25 protein-coding genes are annotated in these 24,339 nt (G+C 71.9%); 11 read left to right on the top strand and 14 right to left on the bottom strand.

The genetic code is table 11. From position 1 onward, the window contains the following. Positions 1-70 precede the first annotated feature (70 nt). The 5 genes from ACF059_RS24815 to ACF059_RS24795 all read left to right on the top strand — a co-directional run bounded on the left by ACF059_RS24815 (position 71) and on the right by ACF059_RS24795 (position 6,895). The gene (locus ACF059_RS24815) at positions 71-1,018 is read left to right on the top strand and encodes an LLM class F420-dependent oxidoreductase (RefSeq protein ID WP_392060882.1); all 948 of its coding nucleotides are present in this window, start codon (positions 71-73) and stop codon (positions 1,016-1,018) included. 8 nt (positions 1,019-1,026) lie between these two features. Next, the gene (locus ACF059_RS24810) at positions 1,027-1,812 is read left to right on the top strand and encodes an SDR family NAD(P)-dependent oxidoreductase (protein ID WP_392060879.1); all 786 of its coding nucleotides are present in this window, start codon (positions 1,027-1,029) and stop codon (positions 1,810-1,812) included. Positions 1,813-1,931: 119 nt separating this feature from the next. Next, the gene (locus ACF059_RS24805; RefSeq protein ID WP_392060876.1) at positions 1,932-3,053 is read left to right on the top strand and encodes an LLM class flavin-dependent oxidoreductase; all 1,122 of its coding nucleotides are present in this window, start codon (positions 1,932-1,934) and stop codon (positions 3,051-3,053) included. 612 nt (positions 3,054-3,665) lie between these two features. Beyond that, complete coding sequence (locus ACF059_RS24800; protein ID WP_392060873.1) at positions 3,666-5,405, top strand: amidohydrolase family protein; 1,740 nt, start codon at positions 3,666-3,668, stop codon at positions 5,403-5,405. Next, positions 5,402-6,895: an aldehyde dehydrogenase family protein gene (locus tag ACF059_RS24795; protein WP_392060869.1), complete on the top strand. Its 1,494-nt coding sequence runs from the start codon at positions 5,402-5,404 to the stop codon at positions 6,893-6,895. Before ACF059_RS24800 ends, ACF059_RS24795 begins: the two co-directional genes overlap by 4 nt. A gap of 43 nt (positions 6,896-6,938) precedes the next feature. On the opposite strand, the gene ACF059_RS24790 is transcribed toward ACF059_RS24795, so the two are convergent. Next, positions 6,939-7,661: a hypothetical protein gene (locus ACF059_RS24790; RefSeq protein ID WP_392060866.1), complete on the bottom strand. Its 723-nt coding sequence runs from the start codon at positions 7,659-7,661 to the stop codon at positions 6,939-6,941. A 333-nt stretch (positions 7,662-7,994) separates the two neighbouring features. Here ACF059_RS24790 and ACF059_RS24785 point away from each other — a divergent pair, with 333 nt between their 5' ends. Both ACF059_RS24785 and ACF059_RS24780 read left to right on the top strand, forming a co-directional pair. Further along, entirely contained in the window at positions 7,995-9,554 is a 1,560-nt protein-coding gene (locus tag ACF059_RS24785) for an APC family permease (RefSeq protein WP_392060863.1), read from the top strand. Positions 9,555-9,673: 119 nt separating this feature from the next. Further along, entirely contained in the window at positions 9,674-9,964 is a 291-nt protein-coding gene (locus tag ACF059_RS24780) for a hypothetical protein (RefSeq protein ID WP_392060860.1), read from the top strand. Between the two features lie 2 nt (positions 9,965-9,966). Here ACF059_RS24780 and ACF059_RS24775 read toward each other — a convergent pair whose 3' ends face one another. Further along, complete coding sequence (locus ACF059_RS24775) at positions 9,967-10,428, bottom strand: nitroreductase family deazaflavin-dependent oxidoreductase (protein ID WP_392060857.1); 462 nt, start codon at positions 10,426-10,428, stop codon at positions 9,967-9,969. After that, positions 10,425-11,027, bottom strand: coding sequence for an NAD(P)H-binding protein (locus ACF059_RS24770; protein ID WP_392060854.1), 603 nt, complete (start codon positions 11,025-11,027; stop codon positions 10,425-10,427). The genes ACF059_RS24775 and ACF059_RS24770 overlap by 4 nt, the downstream gene beginning before the upstream one ends. A gap of 59 nt (positions 11,028-11,086) precedes the next feature. Between ACF059_RS24770 and ACF059_RS24765 the strand changes: the two genes are divergently transcribed. Then, the gene (locus tag ACF059_RS24765; protein WP_392060851.1) at positions 11,087-11,470 is read left to right on the top strand and encodes a winged helix-turn-helix transcriptional regulator; all 384 of its coding nucleotides are present in this window, start codon (positions 11,087-11,089) and stop codon (positions 11,468-11,470) included. An 88-nt stretch (positions 11,471-11,558) separates the two neighbouring features. Further along, positions 11,559-12,164: a flavodoxin family protein gene (locus tag ACF059_RS24760; protein WP_392060848.1), complete on the top strand. Its 606-nt coding sequence runs from the start codon at positions 11,559-11,561 to the stop codon at positions 12,162-12,164. Between the two features lies 1 nt (position 12,165). On the opposite strand, the gene ACF059_RS24755 is transcribed toward ACF059_RS24760, so the two are convergent. Together ACF059_RS24755 and ACF059_RS24750 are read right to left on the bottom strand one after the other, a co-directional pair. Next, positions 12,166-12,411, bottom strand: coding sequence for a DUF397 domain-containing protein (locus ACF059_RS24755; RefSeq protein WP_392060845.1), 246 nt, complete (start codon positions 12,409-12,411; stop codon positions 12,166-12,168). Then, complete coding sequence (locus tag ACF059_RS24750; protein WP_392060842.1) at positions 12,408-13,244, bottom strand: Scr1 family TA system antitoxin-like transcriptional regulator; 837 nt, start codon at positions 13,242-13,244, stop codon at positions 12,408-12,410. The genes ACF059_RS24755 and ACF059_RS24750 overlap by 4 nt, the downstream gene beginning before the upstream one ends. A gap of 126 nt (positions 13,245-13,370) precedes the next feature. Between ACF059_RS24750 and ACF059_RS24745 the strand changes: the two genes are divergently transcribed. Beyond that, positions 13,371-13,883 carry an ATP-binding protein gene (locus tag ACF059_RS24745; RefSeq protein WP_392060839.1) on the top strand — a complete coding sequence of 171 codons (513 nt, stop codon included), beginning with the start codon at positions 13,371-13,373 and terminating at the stop codon, positions 13,881-13,883. Here ACF059_RS24745 and ACF059_RS24740 read toward each other — a convergent pair. The 7 genes from ACF059_RS24740 to ACF059_RS24710 all read right to left on the bottom strand — a co-directional run bounded on the left by ACF059_RS24740 (position 13,831) and on the right by ACF059_RS24710 (position 21,596). Next, positions 13,831-14,109: a type II toxin-antitoxin system RelE/ParE family toxin gene (locus ACF059_RS24740; protein WP_392060836.1), complete on the bottom strand. Its 279-nt coding sequence runs from the start codon at positions 14,107-14,109 to the stop codon at positions 13,831-13,833. The genes ACF059_RS24745 and ACF059_RS24740 overlap by 53 nt on opposite strands. 3 nt (positions 14,110-14,112) lie before the next feature. Next, on the bottom strand, positions 14,113-14,394 hold the full coding sequence (locus ACF059_RS24735) for a type II toxin-antitoxin system Phd/YefM family antitoxin (protein ID WP_361939249.1): 282 nt from the start codon (positions 14,392-14,394) through the stop codon (positions 14,113-14,115). Positions 14,395-14,440: 46 nt separating this feature from the next. Further along, a complete protein-coding gene (locus tag ACF059_RS24730) occupies positions 14,441-15,301 on the bottom strand; it encodes an LLM class F420-dependent oxidoreductase (protein ID WP_392060833.1) in 861 nt (286 codons plus the stop codon). A gap of 99 nt (positions 15,302-15,400) precedes the next feature. Next, a complete protein-coding gene (locus tag ACF059_RS24725; RefSeq protein ID WP_392060830.1) occupies positions 15,401-16,702 on the bottom strand; it encodes an ADP-ribosylglycohydrolase family protein in 1,302 nt (433 codons plus the stop codon). 182 nt (positions 16,703-16,884) lie between these two features. Continuing rightward, a complete protein-coding gene (locus tag ACF059_RS24720) occupies positions 16,885-19,476 on the bottom strand; it encodes a bifunctional FO biosynthesis protein CofGH (RefSeq protein ID WP_392060827.1) in 2,592 nt (863 codons plus the stop codon). A 40-nt stretch (positions 19,477-19,516) separates the two neighbouring features. Then, the gene (locus ACF059_RS24715; protein WP_392060824.1) at positions 19,517-20,299 is read right to left on the bottom strand and encodes an SDR family oxidoreductase; all 783 of its coding nucleotides are present in this window, start codon (positions 20,297-20,299) and stop codon (positions 19,517-19,519) included. A 94-nt stretch (positions 20,300-20,393) separates the two neighbouring features. After that, a complete protein-coding gene (locus ACF059_RS24710) occupies positions 20,394-21,596 on the bottom strand; it encodes a PLP-dependent aminotransferase family protein (protein WP_392060821.1) in 1,203 nt (400 codons plus the stop codon). 151 nt (positions 21,597-21,747) lie between these two features. Here ACF059_RS24710 and ACF059_RS24705 point away from each other — a divergent pair, with 151 nt between their 5' ends. Beyond that, on the top strand, positions 21,748-22,611 hold the full coding sequence (locus ACF059_RS24705; RefSeq protein WP_392060818.1) for a hypothetical protein: 864 nt from the start codon (positions 21,748-21,750) through the stop codon (positions 22,609-22,611). A gap of 186 nt (positions 22,612-22,797) precedes the next feature. On the opposite strand, the gene ACF059_RS24700 is transcribed toward ACF059_RS24705, so the two are convergent. Then, a complete protein-coding gene (locus ACF059_RS24700; RefSeq protein WP_360899975.1) occupies positions 22,798-23,007 on the bottom strand; it encodes a DUF397 domain-containing protein in 210 nt (69 codons plus the stop codon). A 210-nt stretch (positions 23,008-23,217) separates the two neighbouring features. Continuing rightward, positions 23,218-24,102: a helix-turn-helix domain-containing protein gene (locus ACF059_RS24695; protein WP_392060815.1), complete on the bottom strand. Its 885-nt coding sequence runs from the start codon at positions 24,100-24,102 to the stop codon at positions 23,218-23,220. Positions 24,103-24,339 lie beyond the last annotated feature (237 nt).

The following is a 24,339-nucleotide window of genomic DNA, read 5'->3' as shown; positions in this document are numbered from 1 at the left end:
CAGCTAAGACGATGGCCCGGCACACGCACCGATACGACGAATCGGCAGACGAAGGCGAGGCGGGCCCGCCATGGCGCGCGTATTTCCCGAAGGTCGGCTGGTCTGCGGGATGCAGCTCCCGATCCAGTCCCAGAGCACCCTCTACGCCGAGCCCTGGGAGGCCGCGGCCACCGCCACCGACCTCGCCGAGGTGGCCCGCGCCGCCGACCGGGCCGGCTTCGGCTACGTGGCGACCTGCGACCACGTCGCCATCCCGCGGCGGCTCGCGGGCCCGATGAGCACCGTCTGGTACGACCCGGTCGCCACCCTGTCCTTCCTCGCGGGCGTCACCGAGCGCGTGCGGCTCCTGAGCCACGTCGCGATCCTCGGCCTGCGCCACCCGCTGATCAGCGCCAAGCAGTACGCCACGCTCGACCACCTCTCCGGCGGCCGGCTGATCCTCGGCGTCGGCGCCGGGCACGTCCAGGAGGAGTTCGAGATCCTCGGCGTGGACTTCGCCCGCCGCGGAGCCGTCCTCGACGAGACCCTCGACGCGCTGCGCGCCGCCCTCGGCCCCGAGGAGTACCCGGAGCACGAGGGCGAGCGGTTCTCCTTCAAGGACCTCGGCCAGCTGCCCCGGCCCGCGCAGGAGCGGATCCCCGTCTGGGTGGGCGGCTCCTCGCCCGCCGCCGTGCGTCGGGCCGCCGTGCGCGGGGACGGCTGGCTCCCGCAGGGCGACCCGCGTTCCGCGCTGCCCGCGCAGATCGCCCGTATCAAGGCGCTCCGCGAGGAGGCCGGGGTCAGCGGCCCCATCGAGTTCGGTGCGATCACCGAGGCGCTGTACGTCGGCGAGCCCGGCTGGGACACCGGCCGCCGCACCCTCACCGGCAAGGCGCAGGCGCTGGCCGAGTCGCTGAGGGAGTACAAGGCGCTCGGCGTGGACCAGATCCAGGTGCGCTTCCGCAGCCGCGACCGCGCCGAACTCGTCGACCAGATCACCGCCTTCGGGGCCGAGGTGGCCCCCCACCTCAACGACTAGGAGTCCCCATGGGCAAGCTGGACGGGCGCGTCGTGATCATCACCGGCGCGGCGCGCGGCCAGGGCGAGCAGGAGGCCCGCCTCTTCGCCGCCGAGGGGGCCAAGGTGCTCCTCGGTGACGTACTGGACGAGCAGGGCGCGGCCGTGGCCAAGGACATCGGTGAGGACCGGGCCCGGTACGTACGGATGGACGTGAGCCGAGAGGAGGACTGGGCGGCCGCGATCGCCGTCGCGAAGGAGGCCTTCGGCCCGGTCGACGGCCTGGTGAACAACGCGGGCATCCTGCGCTTCAACGAGCTCACCGCGACGCCCCTGGAGGAGTTCCAGCAGGTGGTGCAGGTCAACCAGGTGGGCGCCTTCCTCGGGATCAAGTCGGTGGCGCCCGAGATCGAGGCGGCCGGCGGGGGCACGATCGTGAACACCTCCTCGTACACGGGCCTGACGGGCATGGCGTACGTCGGGACGTACGCCGCGACGAAGGCGGCCATCCTCGGCCTGACGCGGGTGGCGGCGCTGGAGCTGGCGGGCAAGGGGATCCGCGTCAACGCGATGTGCCCGGGCGCCGTGGACACCCCGATGGCCAACCCCGGGCTGCTCGACCCGGCGAACATGACCGACGAGGCCAGGGACGCGATGGCGGAGCTCTACAAGCGGGTGGTCCCGATGGGGCGCGTGGGGCGGCCGGAGGAGATCGCCAGGTTGGCGCTCTTCCTGACCGGCGAGGACTCCTCGTACATCACCGGCCAGCCCTTCGTCATCGACGGCGGCTGGATGGCGGGCGTCAGCATCCTCTGAGGGGCGCCGGGTGTGTCCATCTGATGGAGCGTCAGCTATTGACGCTCCGCCCCTCGCGATGGAACAGTCGAGTCATCGAATCTGACGCAACGTCAGAAATCAAAGGACGGTGAACCCCCTTGGAATTCGGGCTCTTTGTGCAGGGATACGTGCCTGAGGCGCGATCCAAGGTCGACCCCGAGGCAGAGCACAAGGCGCTGATCGAGGAGACCGAGTACGTCATCCAGGCGGACAAGTCGGGCTTCAAGTACGCCTGGGCCTCCGAGCACCACTTCCTGGAGGAGTACTCGCACCTGTCGGCGAACGAGGTGTTCCTCGGGTACCTCGCCCACGCCACCGAACGCATCCACCTCGGCTCGGGCATCTTCAACCCGCTGGCGCCGGTGAACCACCCGGTCAAGGTGGCCGAGAAGGTCACCATGCTCGACCACCTCTCCAAGGGCCGCTTCGAATTCGGCACCGGCCGCGGTGCGGGCAGCCACGAGATCCTCGGCTTCCTGCCGGGCATCGAGGACATGAACGGCACGAAGGAGATCTGGGAGGAGACGATCGCGGAGTTCCCCAAGATGTTCCTCCAGGAGGAATACGAGGGGTTCCAGGGCAAGCACTGGTCCCTGCCACCGCGGAAGATCTTCCCCAAGCCGTACGGGAAGGGGCACCCGGCCATGTGGTACGCCGCCGGGTCCCCGTCCTCGTACGCGATGGCGGCCAAGAAGGGGCTCGGCGTGCTGGGCTTCAGCGTGCAGAAGGTCTCGGACATGAGCTGGGTCCTGGACCAGTACAAGACGGCCATCCAGGAGGCGAAGGCGATCGGTGCCTTCGTCAACGACAACGTCATGGTCACGTCGACGGCGATCTGCGCGGAGACGCACGAGAAGGCGGTGGAGATCGCGGTCAACGCGAACATGAACCGCTTCCAGTCGCTGGTCTTTCGCTACCACGACACCTTCCCGCGGCCGGAGGCGATTCCGCAGTGGCCGGAGACGCTCCCCGAGTACAACGCGGAGATCATCGAACTGCTCATCGCGGAGGAGCTGCTGATCTGCGGTGACCCGTCGGAGGTCCGCGCGCAGTGCAAGCGCTGGGAGCAGGCGGGCGCCGACCAGCTGTCCTTCGGCCTGCCGACCGGGATGTCCTACGAGGACACGATGACCACGATCAAACTGATCGGCGAACACGTGATCCCGTCCATCGACACGGACCCGATCCACCGCACGACCCGCTTCCGCCAGTCCGTTTAGCACTGGCACCGGCAGCCCTCCCGCAGCCCGCTCCGGGCCCCGACCCGAACCCAGCGCCCGGGAGCGCACCCCGGACCCCGGCCCGGGGCGCACCCCGGACCCCGGCCCGGGGCGCACCCCGGACCCCGGCCCGGGGCGCACCCCGGACCCCGGCCCGGGGCGCGGCCCCGGACCCCGGGCCCTGGGGTCGGTCTTGGGCCTCGGCCGTTCGGAGCCTTCGGCTCTGGATCGGCCAGGGCGCGGCTCGGCGGGTGCCGCAACTCCGTCTCGGCGGCGGGCCGGACCTGGACGTGGTCCCGGTCCGTGGGCCGGGTCGGGCTGGGGCCCCGTAGGGCCCCGTACGCGGGGGTGGTGTCTTCCCGGACCGCCGCCCCCGCAGGGGAGGGGCCGGAACGCGGCCGGCAGCGGCCTGCCGGACGCGCTCCGGCCCGCCCCGCGTCCCCGCCGGGGACCGGCCGCGCTCGACGCAGTCGCAACGCCCGGCCCGGCAGGGCCAGCCGGTGCCGCCGCGACCCGCCCGGGGGGATCGGTACAGCTCGACGTCAGTCGTACGGACAGGAATCGCCCGCCCGCCCGGTCAGGGCGCGGGCGCCGCATCAGGAGGGGAACCGCATGCTCGACCACCTCATTCGCGGAGCGACCGTCGTGGACGGCACCGGCGCCCCCGCCCGCGTCGCAGACCTCGGTATCCGCGACGGGCGGATCGCCGTCATCGCCGCTCCCGGGACCGTCACCGAAGAGGCCCGCACCAGCGAGGACGCCACCGGGCTGGTCCTCACCCCCGGCTTCATCGACCCGCACACGCACTACGACGCCCAGCTCTTCTGGGACCCCTACGCCACGCCCTCCATGAACCACGGCGTGACCACCGTCGCCGGCGGGAACTGCGGCTTCACCCTCGCGCCGCTCAACCCCGCCCGCCCCGAGGACGCCGACTACACGCGCCGCATGATGAGCAAGGTCGAGGGCATGGCCCTCAAGGCCCTGGAGGAGGGCGTCGACTGGACCTGGTCCACCTTCGGCGAGTACCTCGACGCGCTCGACGGCCGGATCGCCGTCAACGCCGGCTTCATGGTCGGCCACTGCGCCCTGCGCCGCCACGTCATGGGCGAGGACGCCGTCGGCGGACAGCCCACCCCCGAGCAGATGCAGCAGATGCTCGACCTCCTCCACGACGCCATGAACGCCGGCGCCTGGGGCCTGTCCACCACCCAGTCCTCCACCCACTCCGACGGCTCCGGCGCCCCCGTCGCCTCCCGGCACGCCAAGCCCGAAGAGCTGATCGCACTCTCCCGAGCCGTCGCCGAACACGAGGGCACGCAGCTCGAAGCGATCGTCGCCGGCTGCCTCGACCAGTTCGCGGACGAGGAGATCGACCTCTTCGTCGAGATGAGCGCCGCCGCCGGGCGCCCCCTGAACTGGAACGTGCTCACCATCGACGCCTCCGTCCCCGAGCGCGTCCCGCGCCAGCTGGTCCCCAGCGAGCGCGCCCGCAAGGCCGGCGGCCGGATCGTCGCGCTGACCATGCCGATCCTCACCCCCATGAACATGTCCCTCGGCACCTTCTGCGCGCTCAACCTCATCCCCGGCTGGGGCGAGATCCTCGGCCTGCCCGTCCCCGAGCGGATCGAGAAGCTCCGCGACGCCGACGTACGGGCCGAGATGCTGCGCCGCGCCGACAGCAAGGAGGCCGGCGTCTTCCGGCGCCTCGCCAACTTCGGGCGGTACGTCATCGGTGACACCTACAGCAAGGAGAACGAGGGCCTCTCCGGCCGCGTCGTCAACGACATCGCCGCCGAGCGCGGCCAGGACGCCTTCCAGTGCCTCGTCGAGATCTGCGCCAACGACGACCTGCGGACGATCCTGTGGCCGATGCCCACCGACAACGACCCGGCGAGCTGGGCCCTGCGCGCCGAGACCTGGCAGCACGAGGACGTCATGCTCGGCGGCTCCGACGCCGGCGCGCACCTGGACCGGATGTGCGGGGCCCCGTACACGACCCGGTTCCTCGGCGACTGCCTGCGCGGGCGCAAGCTCGTGCCGCTGGAGCAGGCCGTACGGATGCTCACGGACGATCCGGCCCAGCTGTTCGGGCTGCGCGAGCGCGGCCGCCTCGCCGAGGGCTACCACGCGGACCTCGTCCTCTTCGACCCGGAACGCATCGAGGCCGGTCCGGCGACGCTGGTCCACGACCTGCCGGGGGACAGCCCGCGGCTGGACGCGCGCGCCGTCGGCATCGTCTCGGTCCGCGTCAACGGCGTGGAGACCATCCGCGACGACCAGGTGACGGGGGCCGTGCCGGGCATCGTCCTCAGGTCGGGCCGGGACACGCGGACGGTGAGCACCCGGTGAGCGAAGCAGGGGCAGGGGCAGGGGCGCCCACGGGCGCGCAGAGGCTTTACATCGGCGGCGAGTGGGTCGAGCCCGACGGCGGTCACTACGAGGTGGTCAACCCGGCGGACGAGTCGGTGGTCGGGCTCGCCCCCGAGGCCTCCCGGGCGCAGGTCGCGCAGGCGGCGCGCGCCGCGGCCGAGGCCTTCGGGGCCTGGTCCCGTACGACGCCGGAGGCGCGGGCCGCGATCCTCGACCGGGCCGCGGACATCATGCAGCGGGAGTTCGAGCCGTGGTCGGCGCTGGCCCGGGCGGAGACGGGCGCCCCGAGCGGGATCGCCCGCGCCATGCAGGTCGGCGTCGGGGTGGCCCGTTTCCGCAGGTATGCGCGCGGGGCGCTGGAACCCGTCGAGAGGGGCCTCCCGCCGCAGGTCACGGAGGCGGGCCCGATGGGCAGGGCGAGCATCCTGGGCGCGCTGGAGGTGCGCCAGCCGGTCGGCGTGGTCACCTGCATCACCTCGTACAACAACCCGTGGGCGAACCCGGCGGGCAAGGTGGCCCCGGCCCTGGCCATGGGCAACACGGTGGTGGTCAAACCGGCCCCGCAGGACCCGCTGTCGGTGTTCAAGATGGCGGAGGCGCTCGCGGAGGCCGGGGTCCCGGCGGGCGTGGTCAACGTGGTGAACGGGCAGTCCGTGGAGGTCGGCGAGGCCGCGGTGGACTCCCCGTACGTGGACATGGTGTCCTTCACCGGTTCCACCGGCGTCGGCCAGCGCATCGCGGAGGTCTGCGGCCGCACGATGAAGCGGCAGCTGATGGAGCTGGGCGGCAAGGGCGCGGCGATCGTCTTCGAGGACGCCGACCTGGACGCGGCGGTGCTGGGCATCGGCACCACCTTCTCCTTCTACTCCGGGCAGATCTGTACGGCCCCGACCCGGGTGATCGCGCACCGGGCGGTCCACGACCGGCTCATCGAGAAGCTCACCGGCTACCTGGCCTTCATGAAGGTCGGGGACCCGGCCGATCGGGGCACGGTGGTGGGGCCGGTGATCTCGGCGGCGCACCGCGACCGCGTGGAGTCGTACGTCGAGCTGGGGAAGAAGGAGGGCGCGCGCATCGCGTACGGCGGCGAGCGCCCGGTGGTGGGGGACGGCCGCGGCTTCTACGTCGCCCCCACCCTCCTGGTGGACTGCACCAACGACATGCGGGTGGTCCGTGAGGAGATCTTCGGACCGGTCGTGGTGGTCGTCCCCTTCGACACGGAGGAGGAGGCCGTCGCCCTGGCCAACGACTCCGACTTCGGGCTGATCAGCTACGTGTGGTCGGGTGACTCCTCGCGCGCGTTCCGGGTGGCACGCCGGCTCCGTTCGGGTGGGGTCGGCGTGAACACCATCGGGCGGAACATGGAGGCGCCGTTCGGCGGCTTCAAGCGGTCCGGGGTCGGCCGGGACGTGGGCTCGTACGCGCTGCACGCCTACAGCGAGGTCCAGTCGATCGTCTGGGCCGGCTGAACCCGGCCCCGGTCCCTCGTCCCGCCCTCAGTCCCTCAGTCCGTCAGTCCTTGTAGTAGTCGGTCAGGACACAGCCCTTCACCAGGGCGGGTTCCTTCCGGAAGCCGCTCGGCGGGTTGAAGTCGGGGTGGCAGTTCAGCATCAGCAGCCCGGCCTGCGGCTTCAGCAGCGCGCTCATGGCCTCCGAGCTCTCGGATCCCATGGCGAAGTCCTGACCGACGACGATGCCGCTGTTGGGGTTCCCGCTGCCCTTCTTCGCGTCGACCTCGGCCTTGAAGGCCGTCTGGAAGACCTTGGGGTCCTTGATCATGTAGATGGTGGTGACGTTGCGCCTGCCGCAGTAGCCGACCTCGGTGACGGAGTAGGGCTTGCCGTACTCGATCTTTGGGCCCTCGCTCGGTCCGTCGCTCCCGGGATCGGTGCTGATCGGGTCGCACCGCGTGAATCCGTTGACGAAGCGGGCGGCCGCGGCCATCGTCCCCGCCCTCGGCAGCTGCTGGAAGGCGGTGCCGTTCTTCGGCGCGTTCCCGTTGACCCCGCCGTTCTTCGTGGGGTTGTCCAGGGTGCCCTCGTTCGGTCCGCCGTCGCCGGTGCCGTTGGCGTGGCCGCCGGCTCCGGCCACGGAATCCCCGCCGGAGCCACCGGCGCCGCCGACGACACCGACGCCGGCCCCGCCGGCCGCGGTGTCGCCGCCGCCTCCGCAGGCGGTGAGGGTGAGCAGGGCCGTGACCGCGGTGACCGAGGCCAGGAGTGGTGAAGTACGCATGCGCGCTGTGTCTCCCCGTAAATGATCTAGAACGGCCGCGACTCTAGAGCGTGATCATGTGCACGGCAAAACTGGTCTCGCCCCGCCGTTACCGGTGGTCACCACAAAGTGATGAGGGAAAGTTTAGAAACGGGCAAAACGGACATGGCTGCGGTTTCCGTATGGTGAAAGCCTGTGGCCGCGGCCTGTTGAACCATGGACGTTTTCCGGCGTCGACCTTCCATTGCTCGCCCACGAGCGTCTCGATGTCAGCATTCGAAGGCATTCGAGGCTCTCCAATTCCGGAGTTGAATCCTCCAGATGTGGAATGCGCACCATCTAACGTCCTGACCCATGACTCAGCTGGACGTTCGGCCTCAGGCCGGAGACACGGTAAACGGCGTCGCCGAGGGCGACGTGCGCGGCAAGGGCCTCGGCAAGGGTTCGGTCGGACTGGTGGGAAGCGCCGTCATCGGCATCTCCACCGTCGCCCCCGTCTACTGCCTCACCTCGACCCTCGGCTCCACGGCCGGAGAGGTCGGCATGCAGATGCCGGCGATCTTCCTCGCCGGCTTCCTCCCGATGCTGCTCGTCGCCTTCGCCTACCGCGAGCTCAACAAGGCCATGCCGGACTGCGGCACCTCCTTCACCTGGACCGTCAAGGCCTTCGGCCCCCGGATCGGCTGGATGTGCGGCTGGGGCCTGGTGATCGCCACGATCATCGTGCTCTCCAACCTCGCGGGCGTCGCCACCTCCTACTTCTGGCTGCTGGCCGGCGAGATTACTAACAATCCGTCGATCGCGGCCCTGGACGACAACAAGCTCGTCCACATCACCACCTGCCTGACCCTGATCGCCATCGCGACCGCCATCAGCTACCGCGGCATGACCGCCACCAAGGGCGTCCAGTACGCGCTCGTCGGCCTCCAGCTCGCCGTGCTCGCCATCTTCGTCGCGATGGCCTTCCAGAAGGCCTCCGCCGGCACCTTCGACACCGGCCTGGACTTCTCCTGGTCCTGGATGAACCCCTTCGCGGTCGAGTCCATGGCGGCCTTCACCGCCGGACTCTCGCTCTCGATCTTCATGTACTGGGGCTGGGACGCCTGCCTGGCCACCAACGAGGAGACCACCGGCTCCACGAAGACCCCCGGCCGCGCCTCGCTCATCGCGATGGTCGTCCTGGTCGGCTCGTACCTCGCCACCGGCATCGCCGCCCAGATGGCCGTCGGCTCCGGCGGCGAAGGCCTCGGCCTGGCCAACGAGGAGACCTCCGACAACGTCTTCGCGGCCCTCGCCGGCCCGGTCATGGGCCCGATGCTCGGCGTCCTGCTCTTCGTCGCCGTCCTGGCCTCCGCCGCCGCGTCCCTGCAGACCACCTTCATCCCGGTGGCCCGTACGGTCCTCGCCATGTCGACGTACGAGGCGCTGCCGCCCGCGTACGCCGAGGTCCACCCGAAGTTCAAGACCCCGGGCCGCGCCACCGTCATGGCGGGCGTCGCCACCGGCGTCTTCTACACGGTGATGACCCTGGTCAGTGAGAACGTCCTGACCGACACGATCTTCGCGCTCGGCCTGATGATCTGCTTCTACTACTCGCTGACGGCCTTCGCCTGCGTCTGGTACTTCCGCGGCGAACTGCGCCGCTCCGGACGCGACCTGCTCTTCAAGGGCGTCTTCCCGGCGCTGGGCGGTGTGCTGCTGGCCGCGGTGTTCTTCAAGACCCTCTTCGACATGTGGGACCCGGCCTACGGCTCCGGCTCCACCGTCCTCGGCGTCGGCAGCGTCTTCATCATCGGCGTCGGCCTGCTGGCCCTCGGCCTGGTGATCATGTTCGTCACCGAACGCCGCAGCCCGGCCTTCTTCCGCGGCGAGGTCCTCACGAAGTCCACCCCGGCCCTGGTGGTCGAGGACTGACCCACCACCGCCGTCCCGCTCTGTCATCCCCGCTGCCCCGGATCGATCCACGATCCGGGGCAGCGGGCGTATATGGGGGCGGGGGGTGACCCGGCTGCTGCGGGGTCGTTGGGACGGGCATGAACGCCATGAAGCGCACCCTCGCCGCCCTGGTCGTCTCCGGTGGCGCCGCCCTCGTCCTCACTCCCGTCGCCGCGCACGCCGACGGACCGGCCAAGAACGGGGCTCCCGCGGTCGCCGGCCGTGTCCTCGACATCGTCGACCACCCCGCTCAGACCGTGCAGGACACCAAGACCGCGGTGGGCGTGACCGCCGCGGCCGCCGGGTCCGCCACGAAGGCCACCGACTCCTCCCTCAAGGGCACCGGCACGGCCCTGGCCGGACTCCCGAAGACCCCGAAGGTCGACTGACCTCAGCGTGCGGCGGCGGGGGCGTCCTGCGCGGCGGTGACCAGGACCAGCGGGATCTCGCGGGCCGTCGCCTCGCGGTAGGCCGCGTACGAGGGCATCGCGGCCACCACCACCGGCCACAGACGCTCCGCCTCGGCCCGGGTGGCGCGGCGGGCGGTCGCCGGGAAGGTCTCGGCGCCGACCTGGAGGGTGACGGCCGGGTCGGCGGTCAGGTTCAGGTACCAGGCCGGATGGCGGTCGGCTCCCGCGTTGGACGCCGTCAGCACGTATGCGCCCCCGTCGCGTACGTACGCCAGCGCCGTCCGCCGCAGCTGCCCCGACCTGCGGCCCCGCGTGGTCAGCAGCAGGTCCGAGATCCCGGGCCGCGGCCGCCCGGCCGTCTCCTCGAAGCGCCGGATGTGCTCGGCGACCCAGGGGTTCGGGCTGTCGGCCACCGCGCCCGCCGCCGTCTCCGCGCCGGTCATGCGGGACCCACCCCCGCGTGCGCCGCGTGCACGGTCGGGGCCGCCACCTGGTCGACGACGGCCCGCGCGAAGTCCGCGTGGGTGATCCGGCTCGCCGCGTCCGCCGCCACCGCGGCGGTGTAGCCCCCCGCAGCCGCCCCGCCCTCGGCGAAGTCCCCGGCCGGGCTCAGCGCCGCCCAGTCCAGCTCCGCCGGAGCCTGCGCCCGCAGTGCGGCGGTCCCGGCCGCGTGGCCGACGTAGAACTCCCGCCACTCCTGCGGGTAGCCCGGCGTGTCCATCAGCAGCGCGCCCGACGCGGTGGGCAGTACGGAGGCCAGCGCGACCACGACCAGCCGTCGCACCCCGGCCCGCGGGAGCCCGGCCGCCAGCGCCCCGGCGGCGGCCGGGAAGAAGACCCCGGGGGCCGCCTGCGGGTCGTACACCGCGGCCACCGCCGCGTCGTGCCCGGCCGCCAGCCGCTCCACGTCCGCCGCGGAGGTCACGTCCCCGTCGGCGCGGCCCGCCTCCGTCACCTCGTACCCGCGCGCCCGCGCTTCGGCCACGACGGCCCGGCCGACGCGGCCACGGGCCCCGAACACGATGAGCTTCAAGTTCGTCATGCCGGCGAGCCTAGGAAAGGGTGTGGTTACCGATCGGATACCGGCCTACCGTGTGGATCATGAGCGAACCGACGCCGCCGCAGCCCCTGGACCCGGAGATGTTCGACCCCGTCTGCCCCTCGCCGCTGGTCCCGTTCCGGATCGGCGACAAGTGGGCCACGCTGGTCCTGCGCTGCCTGGAGGGCGGCCCCCGCCGCTTCTCCGAGCTCAAGGTCCCGCTGCGCGGCATCACCGCCAAGTCCCTGACGCAGTCCCTGCGCGGGCTGGAACGCGACGGCTTCGTCGTACGGGAGGAACACGGCGCCCCCGAGCGCCGCGTCACCTACGCCCTCACCCCGCTGGGCCGTGGCCTCCTGGGCCCGCTGGACGCGGCGTGCGAGTGGACCCGCGAACACTGGGACGAGCTGATCGACGCCCAGGAGGCGGGCCTGTCGCAGGGCTAGACGCGGGTCCGAGGGAGCCGGAATAGGCAGCGGGGCACGGCAGTTGCACGCGAGGCACGCCACGACGACCGACATCCGGAGAGACCACATGACGACCGAACCAGCCGGCGATACGGACCGCTCGTTCCTCTTCGTCCTGGGCAGCGCCCGCCCCGACGGCAACACCGAGATCCTCGCCCGCGCCGCCGCCGAACAGCTGCCGCCCGGCATTCCCCAGCGCTGGGTGGACCTGACCCGGCTGGCGCTGCCCGACTTCCAGGACGGCCGTCACGAGAGCGGCTCCTGGCCGGTCGGTGAGGCCGAGGAGGAGCTGCGCCGGGCGACGCTGGAGGCCACCGACATCGTCATCGTCTCGCCGCTGTACTGGTACAGCGTCTCCGCGCACACCAAGCGCTACCTCGACTACTGGTCGGGCTGGCTCGGCGTGCCCGGCATGGACTTCAAGGAGCGGATGGCGGGCCGGACCCTGTGGGGGGTCACGGTCATGGCCCACGAGGAGGAGGTCGTCGCCGACGGTCTGGTGACCACCCTCTCCAACACGGCGGCCTACCTGCGCATGCGCTTCGGCGGCGTCCTGTTCGGCAACGGCTCGCGCCCCGGCCAGGTACGCGCCGACGAGCGGGCGATGGTCCGCGCCAAGACCTTCTTCGAGCGCGAGACCCCGCTCGCCCGTTTCCCGTACGAGCAGGACTAGCTCAGCTGGCGACGACTCCGCCGAGGAAGGCGCCCCAGGCGCCGGGGGTGACGGCCAGCTCGGGCCCGGCCGTCACCTTGGAGTCCCGGATGTGGACGGCTTCCGTACAGGCTGCGACCTCGACGCAGTTGTCCCCGTCGCTGCTGCTGTACGTGGACTTGTGCCAGGAGAGGGCGACCTCGACGCAGTCGTCGCCCTGGCTGCCGCTGTAGCTGCTCTTGAACCACCGGAGCCGGGAGCTGTTCACAGGGATCCTCGCAATCGCATCAACAGGCCCGCGCTGTCCGCAGGATTGAGGGCCTGGATGCGAAGTTTGGCATACCGCTGGTGGAGGTCGCTGACGTCTTTCGGGTCAGAGATGACCTGGCCCGTCTTCTGCCCCTCGCTGTAGCCCACCCACTCGTGCTCCTGGGTTTCGAGAAGGCAGAAGGGGCCGCCGGGACCCGCATGTTTCGTGCTGATCAACGGCATGATTTGGAGGTCCACATTGGGCAGCCTCCCCATCTCCAGCAGGTGGTCGATCAGCTCACGCGTCACCTCCGGCCCGCCCGTCTGCCGCTCGATCACCGACTGCTCGATGATGAAGCTGAAGGCGACGTACGGGGTCTTGCGGAGCAGCGCTTGCCGGGCCATCCGGAACGCGACACGCGCCTCGGCTTCCTCCCGTGTCGCCAGCGGCGGCACGTCCCGGATCTGGGCATGGGCGTAGGCCTCCGTCTGTAACAGTCCCGGTATCGACCTGCACTCGTACGTGTTGAGGGCGATCGCGTCCTCTTCCAGCTCCGCCCATCGCCGGAACCACTTCGCCAGCCCTCGCCGCCGCGCCAGCCGTTTCGCGGCGATGCGGATGACGCCGAAGGCGTCCAGTACCTCCTCCGACTTCTCCACGAACCGCGTGGACGGGTGGCGGCGGCCCTGCTCGACCGCGGCCACGTACTGGACCGAGTACCCGACCAGCGGTCGGAACTGCTCCTGGGTCAGACCGGCCCGTTTGCGGAACGCCTTGATGGTCTCGCCGAAGCTCCGTAGGTCGTCGTCCGGTTCGACCTCGGCGTCGCCGCTCTCGTCGATGCTCGTCACAGCGGTCACCTCCCCGAGACAGGCTCACGCACCGTGACTGTCACTGTCCAGAGAGTGGACTACTACAGTTGAAAAGTAGTAGTCCTCGTGCTGGGAACGTGCCTGGCCGCACGGGACATTTTTTGCATGACCGCACCCTCCGGCCCCGCTCAGGCCCTCGTACGCACGTTCACTCAGCGTTTCAGCTCCACCCGCCGCGGGGCCCGCCTCGCCCGGCGGCTCGCCCTCCTCCAGCTGCACGAGTGGGGCGTCCCCGAGTCCACCGCGCTCTGCGCCGACGCGGAGCTCCTCGTGGCCGAGCTCGCCGCGAACGCCGTCGCCCACGGGCGGATCGCGGGGCGGGACTTCGAGGTGCGGATGGTGCTGCTGGAGGGGGTGCTGCGGGTGGAGGTGTCCGATGCGCGCGGCGACCGGCGGCCGGCGGTGCGGCCACACCTCTACCAGGCGGAGTCCGGCTACGGCCTGCGCATCGTCGACGCCCTCGCCACGGACTGGGGCGTCACGGACCGCGTGGTCGGCAAGACGGTCTGGGCCGAGCTGGCCCGCCGGGCGGATGCGGAACCGTCCGGCGGGGCGGCGGCACAGATCAGCGGTCCCGGTACACCTCGCCTCGGTGGCCCGCTGCCAGTACCCAGATGATGAGTCGGCCGTCCTCGACGGTGTGGACCACGCGGTAGTCACCGATGCGCAGGCGCCAGCGCGACGCGTGCCCCTGGAGGGCCTTGATGTCGAAGGCTGCCGTGTCGCCCGCAGTCAGCGCCCTCTGAAGCTCGGCGAGTCGGTGCAGGATCCGCAGGACGTCGGGGCGGGGGACCTTGAGGAGATCTCGTTGGGCGTGGGGTGTGAACCGGGTGACGTATCCCATGCCTCAGACCTGCTGATCGCGAAGGATGGCGGCCAACTCTTCAAGCGACACGGACCCTTCGACGCCTTCGCCCTCGGCTTCGTCCGCAAGGCTGTTCAGCCATGCGTCCTCGGCGTCGTCGGCGAGGTTGCGAAGCCGCTGGTACTCGTCGATGTCGATCACGACGGCTTCCTGCTTGCCGCGGCGCGTGATGATCGTGGGGATGCCTTCGCGGCGTGCGCGGTCTATGGCGTCCGCGAGGTGGCTGCGCACTTCTGCCATGGACTCGATCACAGGCTCGCTCATGCAACCAATGTGCCAGATGTACACGAACCGGGTGACCTGCGGAGGCTCAGAGGTACTGCGCGAAGTCGTCCAGGGTGCGCAGGATCTCCGGCTCCGGGGCCGAGGGGAGTTGGAGGACGACATCCTCGATGCCGAGGTCGGCGTAGTGGCCGAGCTTGCCGGGGTTGGGCTGGACGGCGTACGGGACCACCTGGAGGGACTTCGGGTCGCGGCCGGCGGTTTCCCAGACCTGGCGGAGCACCGGGATGGACTCGGTGAGGCCGCGACCGCCGATCGGGAGCCAGCCGTCGGCGTGGTCCGCGATGGCGGCGAAGAGCTTCGGGCCGGCCGCACCGCCGATCATGGTGCGGGGGCCGTACAGGGGGACTCCGGGGGCGAGTTCGCGCGGGGCCTGCACGGGCTTGGGGTAGGCGGAGCTCGCCTGGACCGAGGAGAACTCGCCGACGTAGGCGGCGGGTTCGGGGGCCCACAGGGTGCGCATGAGCGCCATGCGGTCGCGGACCAGCTCGCGGCGGGTGCGCCATTCGACGCCGTGGTCCGCGGCTTCCTCCACGTTCCAGCCGTAGCCGATGCCGAGGGTGAAGCGGCCCCCGCTCAGGTGGTCGAGGGTGGCGATCTGCTTCGCGAGGACGATCGGGTCGTGCTGGGCGACGAGGGTGATGCCGGTGCCGAGGTGGAGCCGTTCCGTCACGGCGGCGGCCTGGCCGAGGGCCACGAAGGGGTCGAGGGTGCGCCCGTACATCTCGGGGAGGTCGCCGCCCATGGGGGCGCCGGTTTCGCGGGCGACCGGGATGTGGGTGTGCTCCGGGAGGTAGAGGCCGGAGAACCCGCGCTCTTCGAGGCTGCGGGCGAGGCGTACGGGGGAGACGGTGCGGTCGGTGAGGAAGATGGTCGTGGCGATCCGCATGGGCGCTGGCACCTCCGAGACGTGGGACTGGCCACGGTACGGGCTGAGCGGGGGAAAGGTGAGGGGGTGTCAAGCCGTCGTGCTTCTGCGCCTCGGGGCTCAGGCGCGGGGGTAGCGGGCCAGCCAGCCCGGGGTGGAGAGCGTCGGGCCGTGGAGGGCGGGGCCCTGGGTCAGCTCCAGGGCGAAGTCGTCGGCCAGTTCCAGGAGGGTGGCGCGGGCGCGGCCTTCGAGTTCGGCGAGCCAGGCGGCCGGAAGGGCGGTCTCGCCGTGGAGGGCGCCGAGCAGCGCGCCGCACAGGGCGCCGGCGGCGGCGGAGTCTCCGCCGTGGTCGACGGCGAGGCGCAGGCCGTGCGGGACGTCTTCGGCGACGAGGGCGCAGTAGACGGCGACGGCGAGGGCGCCGGCGGCGTCATGGCGGGCCGGGCCGTCGTCGCCGTTGTCGCCCTTGTTTTCGGGTGCGAGGGCGAGGGCTTGGACGACGGCGGGGCCGGGCGCGCCCTGGGTGACGGCGGCCAGGGCGCGCTGGAGGGCGTCTGTGACGGGCTGGTGGCCGGGGCGGCCGCCCAGCAGGCCGAGCGCGCGCTGGACGGCGGAGTCGAGGGAGTCGCCGCGGGTCAGGCCGTGGACGATGACGGCGAGGCCGCCCGCGGAGAGGCAGGCGGTGGGGTGGCCGTGGCTCTGCGCGGCGCATTCGACGGCGAGTTGGAGGACCAGGGCCGGTTCCCAGCCGACGAGCAGCCCGAAGGGGGCCGAGCGGGTCGCGGCGGCGGCATCGCGGGCGGTGGGGTTCTTGGGCTGGTCGAGGGTGCCGAGGACGTCGTCGGCGAAGCCGGTCAGGCAGGCGCGGTCCGGGCCGCGGCGGGCGTAGAGCCATTCCTCCTGCGCGAGCCAGCCATTGTCCTCGCGGCGCTCGTCGGGGCCCCAGTCGTGCTGGGTGGCGGCCCAGCGCCGGTAGGCGCGGTGCAGGTCGGTGGGCGGGTGCCAGGCGCCGGTGTCGCGGCGTACGTGGGCCCGTATCAGCCCGTCCACCGTGAACAGGGTGAGCTGGGTGGCGGCGGTCACCGTGCCGCGGCGGGCGGGGGCCGGGGCGGGGCCGGCCGCGGGTCCGGGCGGGCCCGCCGGGCCGTGGGCCGCGCCCAGGGCGTCGCCGAGGGCCGCGCCGAGGAGCGTGCCGCGGACACGGCTGCGGAAGTCCTGCTGCTCGACGCGGCCCCAGAGCAGGACGCCCGCGCCGGTGCCGGTGGCCGCGCCCTGCCGAGCGGTACGGGGGCCGGGGGCCGCGGCGGCGCGGGCGGCCGCCGGGTGCGGGCCCGCCGCGGCGAGGCCGAGGGGCGCGCCCGCGTCCGCGCCGGGACCGTCGGTGTCGTCCACCGCGCCGTTCGTACCGATCATTTCGTCCACCCCCGGCAACGTGCCCCGCTGACCACCGCATCGGCGCCCGTACCGGCCGCGCACGCGAACCCGCACTGTAGTGGACAGCTTCGATCGCATCCGGAAGCGGTTCGCCAAGTGGTCGCGAACCGGGTGCGGATCGGCCAGAATGCGAACACTTCCGGCCTCGACCTGACGTGCCGCGTACGGGCTCAGTCCAGTACGGGCAGCAGCTCCGGTAGGTGCCCGTCCGAGGCGAGGGCCGCCCGCTGCCGTTCCGCGGGGACCTCCCCGTACAGCGTCGTACGCGGCTTCGCGGGCCGGCCCGCCGCCCCGGCGACCGCGATCAGGTCCTGGACCGACTTGTACGAGCCGTAGCCGGAGCCCGCCATCCGGGAAATGGTCTCCTCCATCAGGGTCCCGCCCAGGTCGTTCGCCCCCGACCGCAGCATCTCGGCCGCGCCCTCCGCCCCCAGCTTCACCCAGCTCGTCTGGATGTTGGTGATGTGCGGGTGGAGCAGGAGCCGGGCCATCGCCGTCACCGCGCGGTTGTCGCGGACCGTGGGACCGGGCCGGGCGATGCCCGCGAGGTAGACCGGCGCGTTGGTGTGGATGAAGGGGAGCGTGACGAACTCCGTGAAGCCGGCCACGCCCTTGGAGAGCGCGGTCTGCTGGATCCGCGCCAGCGTGCGGAAGTGGCCGAGCCAGTGCCGCGGCTGGTCCACGTGCCCGTACATCATCGTGGAGGAGGAGCGGATGCCGAGCTCGTGCGCCGTGGTGACGACGTCGATCCAGTCCGCCGTCGGCAGCTTGCCCTTGGTGAGCACCCAGCGGACCTCGTCGTCCAGAATCTCCGCCGCCGTCCCCGGGATGGAGTCCAGCCCGGCCTCCTTGGCCGCCGTCAGCCAGTCCCGTACGGACATGCCCGTGCGCGTGGCGCCGTTGACGACCTCCATCGGGGAGAAGGCGTGCACGTGCATGCCGGGCACCCGCTCCTTCACCGCCCGCGCGATGTCGAAGTACGCCGTACCCGGCAGGTCCGGGTGGATGCCGCCCTGCATGCACACCTCGACCGCGCCGACGTCCCACGCCTGGGCGGCCCGGTCGGCGACCTGGCCGAGGGAGAGCGTGTAGGCGTCGGCGTCCGTGCGGCGCTGCGCGAAGGCGCAGAAGCGGCAGCCGGTGTAGCAGACGTTCGTGAAGTTGATGTTCCGCGTGACGATGTAGGTGACCTCCTCGCCCACGACCGACTTGCGCAGGTCGTCGGCGATCCGGCACAGCGCGTCGAGCGCCGGCCCGTCCGCGTGCAGCAGCGCGAGCGCCTGCTCGTCGGTGAGGCGGGTGGGATCGTCGGCGGCCTGCGCCAGGGCGGCGCGCACGTCCGTGTCGATGCGCTCGGGCACCATCCCGGGCGCCGCGGCCTCCCGCAGCGCCTCCCAGTCGCCGTACACCGCGTCGAAGTCCTCGCGCCGGTCGCCCGTGCGGCCCTCGGTGTCGATGGTGGCGTGCAGGTCGGTGCGCCCGTACGCGGTGAAGCCCTCGTCCGGCTCCTGCCACGGCCGGCCCTCGACCGTCGCGGCCTCGTCCGCCAGCCCCGTCCCCGCGTCGGCCAGGGCGCGCACGTGCGGCAGCAGCCGGGGGTCCAGCCAGGGCTCGCCGCGCTGGAGGAACTCCGGGTAGATCGTCAGGCGTTCGCGCAGCTCGAAGCCGGCGGCTGCGGTGCGCTCGGCCAGCTCCTCGATGTGCGGCCAGGGGCGCTCGGGATTGACGTGGTCGGGGGTCAGCGGCGAGACCCCGCCCCAGTCGTCGATGCCCGCGCCGATGAGCAGGGCGTACTCGGCGTCCACCAGGTTCGGCGGGGCCTGGATCCGGGCGCCCGGACCGAGGATGTGGCGGGCGACGGCGATGGCGGCGGCAAGCTCCTCCAGCTCCGCGTCCGGCATGCCGCGCATGGCGGTGTCCGGCTTGGCGCGGAAGTTCTGGACGATGACCTCCTGGATGCCGTGGTAGGCGCGCTGGATCCGCCGGAGCTCGAAGAACGCCTCGGCCCGCTCCTCGTAGGACTCGCTGATCCCGATCAGCACCCCGGTGGTGAAGGGGACGTTGGAGCGGCCCGCGTCCTCCAACACCCGCAGCCGGACGGCCGGGTCCTTGTCGGGGGAACCGTGGTGGGGGCCGCCGGGCTCGGACCACAGGCGGGTGGCGGTGGTCTCCAGCATCATGCCCATGCTCGGCGCGACGGGCTTGAGCCGCTGCAGATCGGACCACGACAGCACGCCGGGGTTCAGGTGCGGCAGCAGGCCGGTCTCCTCCAGCACCCGGATCGCCATGGCCCGTACGTAGGCGAGGGTGTCGTCGTAGCCGTGCGCGTCGAGCCACTCCCGTGCCTCGGGCCAGCGGTCCTCGGGGCGGTCACCGAGGGTGAAGAGCGCTTCCTTGCAGCCCATCGCCGCGCCCCGGCGGGCGATGTCGAGGACCTCGTCGGGGGAGAGGTACATCCCGTGGCCGCTCCGCCGGAGCTTGCCCGGCACGGTCACGAAGGTGCAGTAGTGACACTTGTCGCGGCACAGCCGGGTCAGCGGGATGAAGACCTTGCGCGAGTACGTGATGACGCCGGGCCGGCCGGCGGCGGCGAGCCCGGCGTCCCGTACGCGGGCCGCGGACGCGGCGAGGTCCCGCAGGGACTCGCCGCGCGCCCGCAGGAGCACGGCCGCCTCGGTCGCGTCGAGCGCGACGCCGTCTCGGGCCCGCCGGAGCGCACGGCGCATCGCGTTTTCGGTCGGAGCGTCACTCGGAGTGGTCATACGGGGAGCATACGATCCGACGTTCCGCCGGTGGTGCGGGTCATCGCATCAGCTCACCGGCGTTGACCAGCAGGGACTGGCCGGTTATCGCCCGCGCCCGGTCGGAGGCGAGGAACACGGCGGCGTCGGCGACGTCCCCGTCGGTGGCGAGGTCGGGCAGCGCCATCCGGTCGGTCAGCCGGGCGTGGACCTCGGCCTCGGGGACCCCCTCCGTGTGCGCGGTGAAGGTGACGAAGGCCTGGACGGGCGGGCCCCACATCCAGCCGGGCAGCACGGTGTTGACCCGGATCCGGTGGGGACCGAGCTCGCGGGCCATGGAGTACATGGCGGAGGTCAGCGCACCCTTGGAGGCGGCGTAGGCGGCCTGCTGCACCTCGTTGGGCGCGGCGATCGCGGACTGCGTCCCGATGATGACCACGGACCCGCCGCGTTCCTTGAGCGCGGGCAGGCAGGCCCGGGTCATCCGCAGGGTGCCCAGCAGATTGACGTCGATGATCTGGGCCCAGGTCCCGAAGTCGGCGCCTTCCAGCCCGCCGAAGTACGCGTCCCAGGCGGCGACGTGCACGACGGCGTCGACCCCGCCGAAGCGCTCGGCGGCGAGGGCCGCCAGCGCCTCGCACTGTGACTCGTCGCGGATGTCGGTGGTCCGGTAGGCGGTGTGGATCCCGTCGGGGTCGATCTCCGCGGCGGACTTGGCGAGATGGGCCTCGGTCCGCGCCCCGAGCACGGCGTTCCCGCCGTCCCGCACGACGGCGGCGGCCACCTGATGCCCGAGGCCGGCGCCGACGCCGGAGACGATGACGGTCTTCCCTTGGAGCAGCATGACGGTCCTCCGGGGGTGGGCGCGGGCATCCGATCTGACGGGCCGTCATGCTAAGGGAGGCGGGGTGGGTTGGGAAGGCCCGGGTGCCGCCCCTTCACACCGCGCGGCGCAGCCGCCGCAGTCCCTCCGCGATCTCCTGCGGGGTGTGGGTGGTGAAGGAGAGCCGCAGCGTGCGCGGGTCGGCCGGGCCCGTGTAGAAGGGGGCCCCCGGGACGAAGGCCACGTCGTGGGCGAGGGCCGACTTCAGCAGCCGCGCCGCGTCGTGCTCCTGCGGGAGGCGGGCCCAGACGAACATGCCGCCCTCCGGACGGTTCCACTCGGAGCCCGCCGGGAGGGCCTCGCCCAGGCCGCCGAGCAGGGCGTCGCGGCGCTCGCGGTAGGCCGCGCGCACCGTGGCCAGGTGGGCGTCCAGGTCCGCCGCCGCGAGGTAGTGCGCCGCGGCCAGCTGATCCACCGTGGACGTGTGGAGGTCCGCCGCCTGCTTGGCGACCACCGCGGCCCGGCGCAGCCCCGCGGGCGCCCGCAGCCAGCCCAGCCGCAGGCCCGGCGCCATGACCTTCGAGAAGCTGCCGAGCAGGGCCGTGCGGTCCTGCGCCCCCGGATGGGCCGCGAGCCACGGGACGTCGGAGCCCTCGTAGCGGAGGTCCCCGTACGGGTCGTCCTCCACCAGCCACAACCCGAGGCGCCCCGCGATCTCCGCCACCGCCGCCCGGCGCGCGGCCGGCAGGGTGCGGCCCGTCGGGTTCTGGAAGGTCGGGACCGTGTACAGCAGCTTCGGGCGTTCCCGCACGACGATCTCGGCCAGCGCCTCGGGGACGATGCCCTGCCCGTCGCAGGGCACGGGCACCACCCGGGCCCCGGCGAGCCCGAAGCACTGGAGCGCCGCCAGGTAGGTGGGGTTCTCGACGAGGACCACGTCGCCCGGTTCGACGAGGGCGGTGGTGAGGAGCGTGAGGGCCTGCTGGGATCCCGAGGTGACGAGTACGTCGTCCGGGCCGGTCGCCAGACCGCGCGCCGTGGCCCGGGCGGCGACGGCCTCGCGCAGTTCCGGCACGCCCTCGGTGGTGGAGTACTGGAGGGCGCGCCGCGCGGAGAGCGCGAAGGCGGTGTCGTACGCCGCGCGCAGGCCCTCGGCGTCGAAGAGCTCGGGCGCGGGGAGGCCGCCGGCGAAGGAGATGACCCCGGGGCGTTCGGTGAGCGCGAGGATCTCGCGTACCGGCGAGCCCTGGACGGAGGCGGTACGGGCGGCGAACGCGGGGACGGGGGCGGTCGCGGGGACGGGCGCTGGCACGGGCACGGGGACTCCTGCTCCTCGGGAGGCGGGTGCGGTGCGCGCATCGTAGGCATGGAAAGTTGTAGACGGCATCTATGTATCAGTGGGCGGAACGGCGGCCGGTGGAACGGCCCGAGGGCTCCCCATCTGACGCCGCATCAGCTAGACCGTTCCCATGACGACAGGAGAACAGCACCCACGACGCCGGCCGGATACGCGGGTGGACGACTACGCCGCGCTCGCGGCCGTCGGCCCCTACGGCGTCCGCCCCGGCCACGCGCTGATCACCATGGTGGAACCGCACCCGGGCCACGAGTACGCGTACAACCGGTGGTACGAGGACGACCACTACTACGCCGGCGCCATGGCCATGCCCTGGATGTACGCGGGCCGCCGCTGGGTGGCGACCCGCGAGCTCCAGGAGCTGCGCTACCCCGAGAAGTCGGCCGTCGCCCAGCCGGTCACGGCGGGCTGCTACCTCTCGACCTACTGGATCACCGAAGGCCGCTACGACGAGCACATGAGGTGGACCGTCGGCATCAACAAGCGCCTCAACCGCGACGGCCGGGTCTACCAGGACCGGACGCACGTGTTCACGTCCTTCCAGGACCACCAGGCCACGGTCTACCGCGACGGCGCCGCCGGGCCCCGTGACGTCCACGCCCTCGACCACCCGTACGCCGGGCTCGTCCTCCAGGTCGTCGACGCCGACGGCCCCGAGCAGCGGGCCGCACTCCTGGAACGGCTGCGCTCCCGCGCCCTGCCCGGGCGCCTGCGCGGCTCCCCGGCCGCGATGGTGACCGTCTTCCGGCCCACGCCGCTGCCGGGTGACCGGATGACGTACGTCAAGCAGGTGGAGGGGGTCGACACCCGCCTCACGCTCCTGTGGTTCCTGGAACAGGATCCGCGGACCTGCTGGGACCGCTTCCTGGCGCTGGACGCGGAGGTCGCGGAGGCCGGGCTGGGGCGGGTGGAGCTGGTGGCGCCGTTCATCCCGACGGTGCCGGGGACCGACCGGTACGTCGACCAGCTGCGCTGAGGGCCGGGCGCCGGGCGGCTGCTGCGTTCTGTACGCGGACATGGCCGAGCCCCCTCGGCCAAGACGGCGGACCGGTCGAGAGGGCTTCAGCCAGTGGTGCAGATGCTGCGACTGGTGCAGGTGGTGCAGGTGCTGCGTGTGGATGTGGAGATGTGGAGACGGGGCGGTCGGGATCGGCCGTCACGTTCAGGCGAGACGTCCCAGTCGGCCCTCGGTGACGTCGGCCACGAACGAGGTCCACGAGCCGGGCGCGAAGGTCAGGGACGGACCGTCCTGCACCTTCGAGTCACGGACCGCGATGGCCTCCACGACGGGGGACTTGACCTCGACGCAGGCGCCGTTGGCGGAGTAGGAGGACTTGACCCAGTTGTCCGTGGCGCCCTGGCGAATAGCCATGTTTCTCTCCGGTGAGCAGTAGTTCCGGTGGCGTGTCGGCCATTCCTCCGGCCGACGTGATCGACGCTACCGGCTGCTCCTGATAGGTGAAGGAGGCGTTCACCCGACCGAGTGGCATATTCCATTCAGGCCTTCTGTGGCCGGGGAGTGACGGTGTACCGTACCGGCCCGCTCCTCACCCCCGCGTCCTCCACCCTGTACATCACGGGATCATTCGGCCTTGTCCGCGTATTCCGCCATGATTCCCGAAATGAACTGACGGGTCTGATCGACGTTGAGGGCCTGGGCGCGCAGGTGTTCGTACATCACGCTGTACTTCTGCACGTCGTTGGCCTTCTCCAGGTACAGGTCGCTCGTCACGCCCTCGATGTAGACGACGGTCGAGTCGGACGCGTCCGGGAATTCGAGGATGGCGTACTGCCCGTTGACGCCGGGGTGCGCGCCCAGCGAGAAGGGCATCACCTGCACGGTGACGTGCGGCTGCTCCGATTGCTCTATCAGGAATTCGAGCTGCCTGACCATCAACTGCGCGTCGCCGACCCGGCGGCGCAGGGCGGCCTCGTCGATCACGGCCCACAGGCGCAGCGGACCGAGCTCCGGATTGTTGTTCTCCGTCTCGGAGAGCCGTTTCTGCCGGTGCATCCGCACCTGGACCCGTTTCTCGACGTCGGCCGGAGCGGTCTCCGGCCACGCGCCGCGCACCAGCGACTGGGCGTACTCCGTGGTCTGGAGCAGCCCCGGGATGACCAGGGGCTCGTACGTGCGCAGACTGGCGGCATCGGTCTCCAGGCCGATGTAGACGCTGTACGGGATGTCCCCGAAGGCGTGCCACCAGCCCTGCTGGCGGGAGTCCTTCGCCATCTGCATGAGGGAGTCGATGAGCCGGCGGTCCTCGACCTCGTACACGTCGCACAGGTCGCGGACGTCGCGCTGGCTGATGGAACGGCGGCCGTTCTCCAGTCGGCTGATCTTCGACTGGGAGACCAGCAGGCGCTCGGCGACCTGCTCGGCCGTCATGCCCTTGTCCTCGCGGAGCTTGCGCAACTCCATGCCCAGTCGGCGGCGTCGGACGGTGGGATTGACATTGGACGCCACGTGAACGGCACCTCCGCCTTCTTCTGTCGTGCAGCAGCTGTCTCTCTGCGTGTCTGATGTCGAGCAGACTGCCACCGAAGCGGGCGGCGCCGCTGGGGAACGGACGGGAAACACAGACGCGGGGGGGGGGGGGGGGGGGGCCCCCGCCCCCCCCCCCCCCCCGCGGGGGGGACCCCCACCCGGGTTTGACGGGCCGCCGGGACGGCGCGGGGGGTGGGGGGGGGCGGGGGGTGCGCT

The sequence above is a fragment of the Streptomyces sp. NPDC016562 genome (assembly GCF_043076955.1).
In the GTDB taxonomy this organism is placed as follows: Bacteria; Actinomycetota; Actinomycetes; order Streptomycetales; family Streptomycetaceae; genus Streptomyces.
This window is presented reverse-complemented; position numbering and strand designations above follow the sequence as displayed.